Genomic DNA, 12,397 nt, shown 5'->3' with positions numbered 1-12,397 from the left:
AAATCCCTTCCGGGGCGGCCCCGTACCCGGCGGAGGTCCGGCGTCATGGCCGGCCCCGCCCTGGTCACTGGTCACGGGTCACGGGTCACGCGGAGAGTTCCTCCCGAAGGGCGTCGCGCAGGCGGATCGCGCGCTCCGTCACCGCCGCCGGGCCCAGTACCGCCGCGCGGTCGGCCCAGCTCTGGCCCTCGGCCAGTTCGCCCCGGCGCGCGTAGACCAGGGCGAGCCGCAGGGCGGCGCGCCCGTGCCCGGCGTCGGCCGCACGGGCCCACCACACGGCCGCCTCGGGCTCACTGCCCTCCCGGGCCAGCAGCAGGCCCAGGTTGAACGCGCCGTTGCGGGAGCCGGCCTCGGCCGCCTCCCGGTACCAGCGGGCCGCCTCGACCACGTCGCCACGGGCCGCGGCGAGCATGCCGACCCGCACCTGTGCCCGCCGGTGGCCCTGCAGGGCGGCGCGCTCGTACCACTCCTCGCACTCGCTGCGCCGGTTCACCGGCTCGCCCAGCTCATGCGCCGGCTCCGGCGGGCGACGGGCGTCCAGCACGGCCGCCAGCCGGTAGGCGGCCTCGGCGCTGCCCCCACCCGCCGCGCACCGCAGGAACCGCTCCGCCTCGCCCTCGTCCCCGTCGCGCAGCCGGGCCATGCCGACCTGGAGCGCGGCCTCCGTGTGCCCGGCACCCGCCGCCCGCTCGTACCAGCGCAGCGCGGCCGTCCCCTCCTCCCGGCCCGCGTACAGGATGCCGAGGTTGAAGGCGGCGTCCACGCTGCCCGCCTCCGCCGCCTTGGAGAACCAGGGCTCCGCACCCTTCTCGTCGCCGGCCGTCAGCAGCAGGATCGCCAGCGCGTTGGCCGCCTCGCGGTGACCTGCGTAGGCGGCTCGGCGGTACCACTGCTCGGCCGGCAGGGTCCGGCCCTGTTCGGCACAGAGCAGCCCGAGGTTGTACGCACCATTGACGTCGCCCGCGTCCATCGCGGCCCGGTACCAGCGTTCGGCGGTCTGGGTCTCGCCGCGCTCGGCGTGCAGGGCGCCCAGCGCGTTGGCGGCGTTGCCGTCGCCGTCCTGGGCGGCGCGCAGCCACCACACGGCGGCGTTCTCGGTGTCGCCGGCGTCGCGCAGCAGGAACCCGAGCGCACAGGCCGCCCGTGGCTCCCCGTCCTTGGCGGACATCAGGTACCAGCGGCCGGCCTCCTTGAGTTCGCCGTGCTTCTCCAGGATCGCGCCGAGGTGCAGCGCGGCCCTGCGGTGCCCCCGCGCGGCGGCCTGCCTGTACCACTGCTCGGCCTCCTCCAGGAACGGGACGGTGGCCTCGCCGGTCTCCCGTGCGGCCTTCCGGTCCAGCGTCCTCGCCAGCCGGTAGGCCGCTTCCCGGTGTCCCCGCTCGGCGGCCGCCCGCATCCAGCGCTCGGCACCGGCCGCGTCCCCGCGGTGTTCCAGCAGGTCGGCGAGTGCGTAGGCGCCCAAGGCGTGGTCCTGCTCCGCGGACTGGCGCAGCCAGTACTCGGCGGCGGGTTCGTCGCCGCGCTCGCGGTGGTGCCGGCCGAGCGCGTGCGCCGCCGGGGCCGAACCGGCGACGGCGGCGATCCGCCACCATCCCGCGGCCTCCTCCGGGTAGCCGCGCTGGAACAGGAGGACACCCAGGTTGTTGGCGGCGGCACGGTCGCCCGCGGCGGTGGCGGCGCGCAGATGGGGTTCGGCTCCGGCAAGGTCACCGCGGCGCAGCAGCATGGCACCGAGGACGCTCATCGCCTCGACGTCGCCGGCCTCGGCAGCCAGCCGCCGGCGCAGCTCCTCGGCCGCCTCGTCGGCGGCCTCCGCGGTCTCGTCGCGAGGTTCCCCCCGAGGGGAGGGCCGCTCAATACGTCCTGTCTCGAACAGAGTTGTCCTGTCCCCCATAACATCCATCGTCGCACCACCTGCAACCTGGGTACACCTGGTATGCCGCAGTCAGTGAGGTCACTTCAGCGTTTTGTCGACATGCCCACAGAGAGACAAGTGAAACACAGATCCGCCAACTCCCGTCGTCGGCGCGGCCGTCACACGTCCCGGCACATGCGTTCGCACATCACAAAGGCCCGGATTCCTCAAGGAATCCGGGCCTTTGCTGTCGCCGACTTCGCGACTTCAGTAGCGGGGACAGGATTTGAACCTGCGACCTCTGGGTTATGAGCCCAGCGAGCTACCGAGCTGCTCCACCCCGCGCCGTTGTGTGTAGAACATTACCACGGCGCGAGGTGGGCCTTTGACCAGCCGACCTGCTAACTGCTCGGGCTGGGGTCGGGGCTGGGGCTGGGGCTGCCGTCCGCCGCACCGGAGCCGCCTCCGCCGCCCCCGGACTGGGCCTCCTCGGCCCTGCGCAAGGCCTTCTCGAGGTCCTTCTGTGCCTGGCCATAGGCTTCCCAGTCGTTCTTCTGCAGGGCTTTCTGGCCGGCCTCGAAGGCCTCCTGGGCGTCGTTCAGGGCCTCTTGGACCGTCGGGTTCTCGGAGGACGGCGGGGGCTTGGTGGTGCCTTCGTCCTCGCTCTTCGGTGGCTCGGTGGCCGAACCCTCGGTTCCGAAGACCTTGTCGAGGGCCTGCTCCAGGGTGTCCTCGAAGGCGGTCTGGCCTCCGTAGGTCACCAGCACCTTCCGCAGCAGCGGGTACTTGAGATCGCCACCGCGTACGTAGACGGGTTCCACGTACAGCAGTCCGCCGTCGAGCGGGACGGCCAGCAGGTTGCCGTACTCGACTTCGGAGTCGCCACCTCTCAGCAGCCTGATCGACTCGGCGATGTCCTGTTCGGAGTTGAACTGGCTCTGGACCTGTTTGGGTCCGGCGGCCGTGGTGCTCGTCGGCAGTTTCAGGACTCTGATCTTGCCGTATCCCTCACTGCCCGCCTCGGCGTCGACCGCCATGAACGCACTGAGGTTGTCACGGCCGTTCGGAGTGAACGTCGTGGTGAGCGAGAAGGCCTGTTCCTTCTGGTCGGGCATCTTCATGCTCTGGTAGTACGGAGGCACCGCGTCGCCCGTCTTGTTCGTCGGGTCGGCCGGCACCTGCCACACCTCGCTGCCACTGAGGAAGGTCGTGGCGTCCTTCACGTGGTAGCGGGTCAGCAGTTCGCGCTGCACCTTGAACAGGTCCTGCGGATACCGCAGATGATCCATCAGGCCCTGGGAGATCTCGCTCCTCGGCTCCACCGTGTCCGGGAACGCCTTCATCCACGTCTTCAGGACGGGATCCTTGGTGTCCCACTGGTAGAGCTTGACCTTGCCGCTGTACGCGTCGACGGTCGCCTTCACCGAGTTGCGGATGTAGTTGACCCGGTTCTCCTGGGCCACCACCGCGCGGTTGTCGTTGGTGGCGGTCAGCGAGTCGGCCGTGGTGTCACCGAGGGTCGTCCGCGACGCGTACGGATAGCCGTTGGTGGTCGTGTAGGCGTCGACGATCCACTGGATCTGGCCGTCCACCACCGCGGGGTAGGCGTCGCCGTCGATGGTCAGCCACGGGGCGACCGCCTCGACACGCTCCTTGGGTGTGCGGTTGTACAGAATCCGCGAGCCCTCGCCGATGGCACCGGAGTACAGGATCTGCGGCTCGCTGAACGCCGCGGCATAGGCGGCCCGGTTGACCGGGTTGGCGAGGTTGACCCCGCTGTCGCCCTTGTAGCTGGTCGTCTTCTCGCCGCTGTCGTCGGAGTAGTCGATCTCCTTCTGGGGACCGCCGACGATCGAGTACGTCGTCGTCCGCTCGCCGTAGTAGACGCGCTGCTCGTACGTACCGAGGTCGCCCTTGGACGGCAGGTCGGACTCCGTGAACACCGGACGGCCGTCGTCGGCGGTGGTGCCCTTGGCGGCAACGGCACCGTATCCGTGGGTGTACCGGAAGTGGTCGTTGATCCAGTTCCGCTTCGGGATGCCGTTGAGGTTGATCTCGCGCAGACCGATGACGGTGTCCTGCTCCGCGCCGGTCTTGGGGTCGGGATAGCGGTCCACGTCCAGGTTGGTCGGGAACGCGTAGTAGTTCCTGATCTGCTGGAGCTGCTGGAACGTCGGCGAGACGATGTTCGGGTCCATGATCCGGATGCTCGCCGTCTTGGAGACATCGTCCCGGAGCTTGGTCTTGTCCTCGGTCTGGCTGGTCCCCGGGTACTCGTCGACCTGGGCGTCGTCGATGCCGTAGGCCTCACGCGTCGCCTTGAGGTTCTTCTCGACGTACGGCGCTTCCTTGGCCTGTTCGTTCGGCTGGACCTGGAACTTCTGCACGATCGCCGGGTACAGACCGCCGATGAGGATCGCCGACAGCACCATCAGGCCGAAGCCGATCACGGGCAGCTGCCAGGTGCGCCGCCACAGGGTGGCGAAGAACAGCAGCGCGCAGATGACGGCGATGCAGAACAGGATCGTCTTCGCCGGCAGATAGGCGTTGGCGTCGACGTACCTCAGGCCGGTCCAGTTGTCCGTCGCCTTGAAGTCGCTGGACTTGACCGCCAGGCCGTACCGGTCGAGCCAGTACGCGACCGCCTTCAGGGTGACGAAGACGCCGAGGAGCACCGACAGATGCCCGGTGGCAGCGGCCGTGGCGCGCGCACCGGGGCTGGTGACCCGCAGACCGCCGTACAGGTAGTGGATGAGTGCGGCGGCGATCAGCGACAGGACGGTGGCCGCGAAGCCGAACCCGAGCAGGAACCGGTACCAGGGCAGGTCGAAGGCGTAGAACGCGACATCGAGCTTGAACTGCGGGTCCTTCTGGCCGAACGGCACACCGTTGACCCACATCAGCCAGGTGCGCCACTGGCCCGAGGCCGAGGCACCGGCGATCAGCCCCAGCAGCGCGGTGATACCGAGAAGCAGCCACTTCTTGTACGGGGCGATGCTCATCCGGTACCGGTCGAGGTTCTGCTGCTCCATCGACATGGCGCTCAGCGGCGGCCTCATCCGGTGAGCCAGCCAGATGTTGAAACCGACCGCGAGGGCCATCAGCAGACCGAAAACGAAGAAAAGTCCGATCTTGGTCCACAGCGTGGTGGTGAAGACCGACGAATAGTCGACCGAGCGATACCACAGCCAGTCGGTCCAGAACCCCGCGAACATGGTGAACACCATGCCGAGGACGGCCAGGACGCCCAATGTCATGAGCAGGGTCCGGACCCGCCGGGACGGGCGGCCCACTCTCATCCGTGGCCCTGTCGGGCCTCCGCCACGGTCCGGCATCTGGAAAGCCAAGGTAGGCACCTCGAAGTTCGGTGTCGATTCGTCAGGTCCGCGAGGTTCGTGGACCGTGTGTGGGCCCCCTTGTTCACGGGCCCACACCTATGCAACTTACTCACCCTTTACTCGGTTCCCGATTTCGGCCCTCAACGAGAGAGGATTGTGACCATGTCCAACACACCCATGGCGGCGAGCCCGCTCACCCGGGCCGTGCTCGAGATCGACGAGTACGTCTCCGGCCTCGGCTGGGACCAGCCTGCCCGTCTCTTCGCCCTCGTAGACACCGCACGGCTGCGTGCCGAGCAGCCCTCCCTCGCGAACCGGCTCGGTCCGGGCGACGAACAGGAGACAACGGCCCTCACTCCGATCGAGCAGGACGCGATTCCAACGGGCAAACCGCTCGACGAGTTCCTGGGCACCATCGCATGGCCCGACTCGGTGGCCGGCTGCGCCCTGACCGTGGAGCGTCTGATGCTGCCGCCGTCCGCGGAGGCCCAGGTTCCGCAGGATCTGGACGAGGCCGCGCTGGCGGCGTGGGTGGCTGAGCACCCGGAGCGCCAGGAGGTCCGCATGACGGTCGCGGTGCTGCGTGACGGTGCCCGCGATTCCGCCTTGCGGCTGCGGGCGAAGGACTCACCGACGGAGGTCCTCACCGGATCCACCCTGGTACCGGGCCTGGCAGAAGCCCTGACAGCGACGTTCGAGGTGTAGCTCGGAGCGTATCGAGGCGTAGCCGTCAGAAGCCGCGGCGAGCGGTCCGGCCGCTCAGGAGGCCGTGCACGTCGGCAGGTCGGCGGTGTCGCCGGAGTCGAGGTCCTTCAGGGCGCCGAGGGCATCGCGGATGGTGTCCACCTTGATGAGGGTGAGGCCCTCGGGGGCGTCCGCGGCGGCGGCCGCGCAGTTGTCGGCGGGTGTGAGGAAGTACTCGGCACCCTTGGCACGCGCGCCGACCGTCTTCATCTCGATCCCGCCGATCGGCCCGACCTTGCCGGCGTCGTCGATGGTGCCGGTGCCGGCGACGAACTCGCCGCCGGTCAGGCTGCCCGGGGTGAGCTTGTCGTAGATGCCGAGCGCGAACATCAGACCGGCGCTCGGTCCGCCGACGTCGGCGAGCTCGATGTCGATGGTGAACGGGAAGGTGTGATCGGTTCCGGCGGCGATCCCGACGACGGCGCGCTCGTCCCCGGCGTCGTCGGAGGCCGTGGTGGTGATCGTGATCTTCTCGGTCCGCTTCGGTGCCCGGTTCTCCTTCTCGGCGGCGGCCTGCTCCTTGGCGGGCACGATCGTGAAGTCGACGTCCTCGCCGGGTTTGTGCTCGGTCACCAGCTCGGCGACGTCGGCCGGCTCGCGCACCACGCTGCCGTCGACGCTCCTGATCACGTCACCGGCGTGCAGCTTGCCCTCGGCGGGCGAGTCCTTGACGACCGTGGAGACGATCACCCAGGACTTCACCGGGACGTCGAGCTCCTTCAGGGCCGCGACCTTGGCGCTCTCCTGGGACTGGCTGAACTCCTCGGCGTTCTCCTGGGTGGACTGCTCCTCCGTCTTGCCGTCGGGGTAGAGCGTGTCGTGCGGCACTACCTTGTTGTCGTGTGCGAGCCATCCGTAGACGGCCTCGACCAGGTTCATCCGGTAGTCGGCGCTCGTGACCCGCACCGTGGTCATGTTGAGGTGGCCGTCGGTCGGATAGGTCTTGCGCCCGTCGATCCGCAGCACCGGCTCGCCGTCGTGGTCGCCCAGAGTGTTCACCGTCGGCCCCGGGGACATCTCCGCGTACGGCACGGGGATGAACACACCCGCGCACAGAAGCACGATCAGCATGAGGGTGGAGGCGAGCATCGTCGCGGTGCGGCGTGGCATGCACCGACAGTACGGGACCGGCCTGTCAGCGCACTGTCAGGGCCGCCCGTCCGGGCAGCCCTGACCCTGTCCTACCTGGGTGACCTGCTGTTTCGTCCCTAAGGCCGACGCTCTTCCTCCGAGGGCCGAGGCCTCTCCATGGCCTCGCGGAACCTGGCGTAACCGATGAGCTCGGGGCCGTCGCTCCGCGCCCGGCGGGTCCGATTGGCCCAGCTTCCCCACAGTCCCGCGCCGACCGCGGCCATCAGCGGAATCAGCAACCAGGCAAGTGCCGCCATGCCGACCTCCCATCCCCATGAGCGTCCGCGACTGACTGATCAGCAGATTAACCATCCGCAGTGACAACGCTCATACCCGGGGTGCGGTTACGCAAGCGGAGCGGGGCGGAGCGGGGAACAGAGGTCCGGGCACGGAGCGGTACGACGGATTCCGAAGACGTCCGGTCAGCGGCCCTCCACCCGTCCCCCACGACGCCGCTACGCGCCGACCCGCCCTCCCGCCGCCCGACCACCACCCCCCACCGACGCCGCTACGCGCCGACCCGCCCTCCCGTCGCCCGACCACCACCCCCCACCGACGCCGCTACGCGCCGACCCATCCTTCTGTACCGTCGGAGAACTTCTGGTGCTTCCAAATGGGCACCTCGTGCTTGAGGTCGTCGATCAGCTTCCGGCAGGCCTCGAAGGCCTCGCCCCGGTGCGCGCACGACACGCCGACGACGACGGCGAGATCCCCGACCTCGAGGTCCCCCACCCGGTGCACAGCCGCCAGCGCTCGCACGGGGTACTCGGCGACGACCTTCTCGGCGATCCGCCGCATCTCGTCCTCGGCACTCGGGTGACACGAATACCCCAGCTCGTCGACGTCGGTCCCGCCGTCGTGATTACGCACGGTCCCCACGAACAGTGCCGTCCCGCCGGCCGCGTCGTCGCCGACGGCCCGGAAGACCTCGTCCACGGACAGCGGCGCGTCCCGGATCGCGATCAGCTTGATCGGGTCCTGCGCGGCCTGCTCACCGGGATGACCGTTCGTGGATGCCATGTCCTCCATCGTGCCCCACGACCACGACAGCGCGGAAGCGGCCCCGGGGCTCCACAGCGGTCCCGTCGCCGAGGGGTCCCGCCCCCGTGCTCAGATCCGCCGCCGGGCCTTCCGCGCCCGCCGCACCACCGCGGCCGCGCCCAGCAGGGCCACGGTCGCTCCCGCGGCGCCCGCCGCCGTCGCGTCCTTGCGTCCGAGCCGCCGTCCGACGACCGTGTGCCGGCCGGAGACCTCCTCCAGGAGCTCGGCCAGCACCTGCTCGTTGGTGTAGGCGGGACGCCACCCGGCGTCGTGCAGCCGGCTCCCGCTGACCACCCAGGGGTGCATCGTGTACGCCAGGTCCCCGGCCGGGGAGGGGGTGAGCCCGATCCGGTGCAGCCGGGCCGCCGCGCCCAGCGCGACCGCAGACGGCAGCTCCATCCGCCGGATCCCGCTGAGCTCCTCGACCTCCTCCTGCTCCAGCCATCCGTCACACCCGACGGCCAGCTCTCCGTCGACTTCCTCCCGGACGGCGTACTCCAGGGCGCTGCACAGATCGTCGACGTGGCAGAACTGCCACGCGGGCCGTGATCCGGCCACCACGAGCAGCCGGGGCGACTCGAAATACCTGGTCAGCGCGGTGTCGGTGCCGCCGACGAGGACAGCGGGCCGTACGACCGTGACATTGAGCCCGGGGTGCGCGCGGGGTGCCCTGCGCGCGAGTCGCTCGATCTCCAGGAGGTCGCCCACGCCCGTGGCCTCGGCGGTGGCCCGCAGCTCCGCGTCCTCGGACAGCGGCAGCTCGTTGTCCGGGAGCGCCCCGTAGACCATCGTCGAGGTGCACAGCACGACCCGGTGCACTCCGGCCGCCGCGGCGGCGGTCAGCACGGTCTGCGTCCCGCGGACGTTGTAGGCCGTCCGGGCGGCGGCGTCGCTCTCCAGGTCGAGGTCGAGCGCCAGATGCACCACGACGTCGGCCCCGCGCAGTCGTTCCGCGATGGCTGGATCCCGCACGTCCAGGACGTGCCACTGTGCCTCGGCGCAGTCACCGCGGCGCTCGTCGATGGCGATGACCTGCTTGATCTCCTCCGAGGCGGCGAGCCGCTCGGTGAGCAGCGCGCCGACCCCGCAGGCGGCGCCGGTGACCACGACGACGGGCCCTCGCCCGGGCGACGAGCGGGTTGACCGGTTTCGCGCTGCGCGAACCTGTGGATCTGGGGAACTCACCGGGCGTCTCCAGCGGTTGTCTTCAGTACGAGCGCATGCGAAGCATGTGTACCAGGTGGCATCCATCCTGCCGCAGGCTTTCTGTCGGCGAAGCATCGAGGCTCGAACCGCCTCAGGTGTCTACGCTGGGTGGTGTTGTCGGGCAGCCGTGCCGCCGGAAAGAACCGGTGGCCCTATCAGCCGAGGAATCCCGTGAGTGACACCCCATTCGGATTCGGCCTTCCGCCGGAGGAGCCGGACGACGGCGACGAGGGCAAGAAGAAGGACCAGCAGAGCGGTGGTGGTCAGGACCCGGCCAACCCGTTCGGTTTCGGCATGCCCGGAGCCGGCGGCTTCGGCGCTCCCGGAGCGGACAACCCGTTCGCCGCGATGTTCGGTTCCCTGAACCCCAACGACCTGGGCGCCGCGTTCCAGCAGCTCGGCCAGATGCTCTCCTACGAGGGCGGTCCGGTGAACTGGGACATGGCCAAGCAGATCGCCCGCCAGACGGTGTCCCAGGGCACCGCCGACGGCACGAAGGACGCGAGCGTCGGCCCCGCCGAGCGCAGGGCCGTCGACGAGGCCGTCCGGCTGGCCGACCTGTGGCTGGACGACGCCACCTCGCTGCCGTCCGGTGCGGCCTCCTCAGTGGCCTGGAGCCGCGCGGAGTGGGTCGAGGCCACGCTGCCGGCGTGGAAGGAACTCGTGGACCCGGTCGCCGAGCGTGTGGGCGCCGCGATGGGCGACGTGCTGCCGGAGGAGATGCAGGCCATGGCGGGCCCGCTGATCGGCATGATGCGTTCGATGGGCGGCGCCATGTTCGGTACACAGATCGGCCAGGCGGTCGGCGTGCTGGCCGGTGAGGTCGTCGGCTCCACCGACATCGGCCTGCCGCTCGGCCCGGTGGGCAAGGCCGCGCTGCTGCCGGTGAACGTCACGGCGTTCGGCAAGGACCTGGGCGTCGCACAGGAGGAGGTGCGGCTGTACCTCGCCCTGCGCGAGGCCGCCCATCAGCGCCTGTTCGCACATGTGCCGTGGCTGCGCTCGCACCTGTTCGGTGCCGTCGACGGTTATGCGCGCGGGATCAAGGTCGACACCGCCAAGCTGGAGGACGTGGTCGGCCAGTTCGACCCGCAGAACCCGGAGCAGCTCCAGGAAGCTCTTCAGCAGGGCATGTTCCAGCCGGAGGACACCCCGCAGCAGAAGGCGGCGCTGGCCCGTCTCGAAACGGCGCTGGCCCTCGTCGAGGGCTGGGTGGACGCCGTGGTGCACGCGGCGGCGAAGCCCCGCCTGTCGTCGGCGGACGCGCTGCGCGAGACGCTGCGCCGTCGCCGCGCCTCGGGCGGCCCCGCGGAGCAGACGTTCGCCACCCTGATCGGCCTGGAGCTGCGCCCTCGCCGGCTGCGCGACGCCTCACGGTTGTGGGCCTCGCTCACGGACGCGCGCGGTGTCGACGGGCGGGACGCCCTGTGGGCCCACCCGGACATGCTGCCGACGGCCACCGACCTGGACGACCCCGACGGCTTCGTGCACCGCGAGCAGATCGACTTCTCCGAGCTGGACAAGATGCTCGGCGAGGCGGCCGGCAAGCACGACCTCGGCAAGCGGGGCAAGGACGAGGACACCACCGGGGACGGCGGCGAGGGAAAGAACGACGACGGCAAGGACGACGACCGCAAGGGGGACGGCGCCGAGTGAGTCTGTACGACGACGCGGTTCTCGTACTCAAGGGGTACGAGGACCAGCCGGAGCTGCGCCAGGCCTACCTGGACCACCTCGCCGCGCATCCGGACGGCATGTGGAAGGCCTGCCACGCGGGCCATCTCACCGCCAGCGCCCTGGTGGTCGACCCCGGGCGCGGCCGGGTGCTGCTGACCCTGCACCGGAAGCTGCGGATGTGGCTGCAGATGGGCGGTCACTGCGAGCCGGGCGACCCGTCGCTGACGGCGGCGGCTCTGCGGGAGGCCACCGAGGAGTCGGGCGTCGCGGGGCTGACCCTCCTGGCGGGCGGGCCGGTGCGCCTGGACCGGCATGCGATCCCCTCACCCTGCAACTGGCACTTCGACGTCCAGTACGCGGCAGTGGCCGCTCCCGATGCCGCGCACACCATCAGCGACGAGTCGCTCGACCTTCGCTGGTTCCCGTACGACGAGGCGGCGGAGGTGGCGGACACCTCGGTCGTCCGCCTGCTGGAGGCGACCCTGACGCGGCTGGGTGACTGATCTGCGGGGGCGGCTCGGCCGGCACCCTGTTCTTCTACGGACACGGGCAAAAGACCGGCACCCGGCTGTTCTACGGATCCGCGTGAAGGGCGACCGGCTCGGCGGGCGCCCCTCACACGTTGTGTCTGCGGACGCCGCTCAGCTCCAGACGTTGCCCTGGTTCTGTCCGCGGGCACCCTGCTGTCCCATGCCGTAATGCGCGGCGATGCCGGACCCGATCTGGGCGTTCTGCGGCGGCAGCAGCTCGCTGGGCTGAACGAGCGCGAAGCCGCTGCCCATGAAGCTGAGTTCCCAGCCCTCGCCGGTGTTGCCGCGGCGCCGCCACACCCCGGAGGAGTGCGTCTGGGCCTGCAGCTGCACGCGCAGCCCCGTGGACCAGGCGACGATCGCGTCGGCGTCGCAGTTGACGTACTTGTCCGGTGTCACCTGCATCAGCAACGGCATGCCGGAGGTCATCAGGGCGACCTTGCCCTGACCGGTGATGTTGAGCTGGTATTTCCCGGAGCCGGAGACGCCGTACAGGCTGTCGACGGCGATGACCTCGTGATGCAGCGAGGAGTCCATGGCCAGGACGTAGCTGCTGTCGACGGTCAGCCCCTCGTGATCCACGTCCATGACGTGGATGTGCTGGGCGAGGTTGGCGAGGTAGACCGTGCCCTGCCCGTGGCAGCGCATCAGGTCCAGTCCCTCGCCGGTGCGCGAACGGCTGCGCGCCTGGCCGCGGCTCTGGTACTCGGCGTCGAACTCGATGAGTCCCTGGTAGGCGATCATGCTGCCCTTGCGGGCGAGGATGTCGTCGTGCCCTCCCAGAGCGACCCGGAGCATCTGCTTGTTCTGCAGGCTCCAGCGCTCCTGGGTCTGCTGGTCGTTGAAGGCGAAAAGCGGGCTCTGCATGATGTGGT

The 12,397-nt window shown here is 70.0% G+C and carries 10 protein-coding genes and 1 tRNA gene; 3 read left to right on the top strand and 8 right to left on the bottom strand.

Features of this window, described 5'->3' with window-relative positions; all coding sequences use genetic code 11:
• Window positions 1-85: 85 nt before the first annotated feature.
• The 3 genes from V4Y04_RS24895 to V4Y04_RS24885 all read right to left on the bottom strand — a co-directional run bounded on the left by V4Y04_RS24895 (window position 86) and on the right by V4Y04_RS24885 (window position 5,190).
• Entirely contained in the window at window positions 86-1,903 is a 1,818-nt protein-coding gene (locus tag V4Y04_RS24895; RefSeq protein WP_332430538.1) for a tetratricopeptide repeat protein, read from the bottom strand.
• A gap of 223 nt (window positions 1,904-2,126) precedes the next feature.
• Window positions 2,127-2,200 (bottom strand) — tRNA-Met (locus tag V4Y04_RS24890).
• 56 nt (window positions 2,201-2,256) lie between these two features.
• On the bottom strand, window positions 2,257-5,190 hold the full coding sequence (locus tag V4Y04_RS24885) for a UPF0182 family membrane protein (protein ID WP_332432989.1): 2,934 nt from the start codon (window positions 5,188-5,190) through the stop codon (window positions 2,257-2,259).
• Between the two features lie 165 nt (window positions 5,191-5,355).
• Here V4Y04_RS24885 and V4Y04_RS24880 point away from each other — a divergent pair, with 165 nt between their 5' ends.
• Window positions 5,356-5,898 carry a PPA1309 family protein gene (locus V4Y04_RS24880; RefSeq protein WP_332430537.1) on the top strand — a complete coding sequence of 181 codons (543 nt, stop codon included), beginning with the start codon at window positions 5,356-5,358 and terminating at the stop codon, window positions 5,896-5,898.
• A 54-nt stretch (window positions 5,899-5,952) separates the two neighbouring features.
• Here V4Y04_RS24880 and V4Y04_RS24875 read toward each other — a convergent pair whose 3' ends face one another.
• The 4 genes from V4Y04_RS24875 to V4Y04_RS24860 form a co-directional block, all read right to left on the bottom strand.
• Window positions 5,953-7,047 carry a YlbL family protein gene (locus V4Y04_RS24875; protein WP_332430536.1) on the bottom strand — a complete coding sequence of 365 codons (1,095 nt, stop codon included), beginning with the start codon at window positions 7,045-7,047 and terminating at the stop codon, window positions 5,953-5,955.
• Window positions 7,048-7,145: 98 nt separating this feature from the next.
• Window positions 7,146-7,325, bottom strand: coding sequence for a hypothetical protein (locus tag V4Y04_RS24870; RefSeq protein WP_332430535.1), 180 nt, complete (start codon window positions 7,323-7,325; stop codon window positions 7,146-7,148).
• A 304-nt stretch (window positions 7,326-7,629) separates the two neighbouring features.
• Window positions 7,630-8,088: a molybdenum cofactor biosynthesis protein MoaE gene (locus V4Y04_RS24865; RefSeq protein WP_332430534.1), complete on the bottom strand. Its 459-nt coding sequence runs from the start codon at window positions 8,086-8,088 to the stop codon at window positions 7,630-7,632.
• A gap of 90 nt (window positions 8,089-8,178) precedes the next feature.
• On the bottom strand, window positions 8,179-9,294 hold the full coding sequence (locus tag V4Y04_RS24860) for an SDR family oxidoreductase (protein ID WP_332430533.1): 1,116 nt from the start codon (window positions 9,292-9,294) through the stop codon (window positions 8,179-8,181).
• A gap of 192 nt (window positions 9,295-9,486) precedes the next feature.
• Between V4Y04_RS24860 and V4Y04_RS24855 the strand changes: the two genes are divergently transcribed.
• Together V4Y04_RS24855 and V4Y04_RS24850 are read left to right on the top strand one after the other, a co-directional pair.
• Complete coding sequence (locus tag V4Y04_RS24855; protein WP_332430532.1) at window positions 9,487-10,971, top strand: zinc-dependent metalloprotease; 1,485 nt, start codon at window positions 9,487-9,489, stop codon at window positions 10,969-10,971.
• Window positions 10,968-11,495, top strand: coding sequence for an NUDIX hydrolase (locus tag V4Y04_RS24850; RefSeq protein WP_332430531.1), 528 nt, complete (start codon window positions 10,968-10,970; stop codon window positions 11,493-11,495). Before V4Y04_RS24855 ends, V4Y04_RS24850 begins: the two co-directional genes overlap by 4 nt.
• Window positions 11,496-11,633: 138 nt before the next feature.
• Here the strand turns inward: V4Y04_RS24850 and V4Y04_RS24845 are convergent, their stop codons facing one another.
• Window positions 11,634-12,389, bottom strand: coding sequence for an AIM24 family protein (locus V4Y04_RS24845; RefSeq protein WP_332430530.1), 756 nt, complete (start codon window positions 12,387-12,389; stop codon window positions 11,634-11,636).
• Window positions 12,390-12,397: the final 8 nt, after the last annotated feature.

This window comes from Streptomyces sp. P9-A2 (assembly GCF_036634175.1).
Classification (GTDB): domain Bacteria; phylum Actinomycetota; class Actinomycetes; order Streptomycetales; family Streptomycetaceae; genus Streptomyces; species Streptomyces pratens.
Note: the sequence above shows the minus strand (reverse complement) of the source record. Positions and strands in the feature narration are given on the sequence as shown.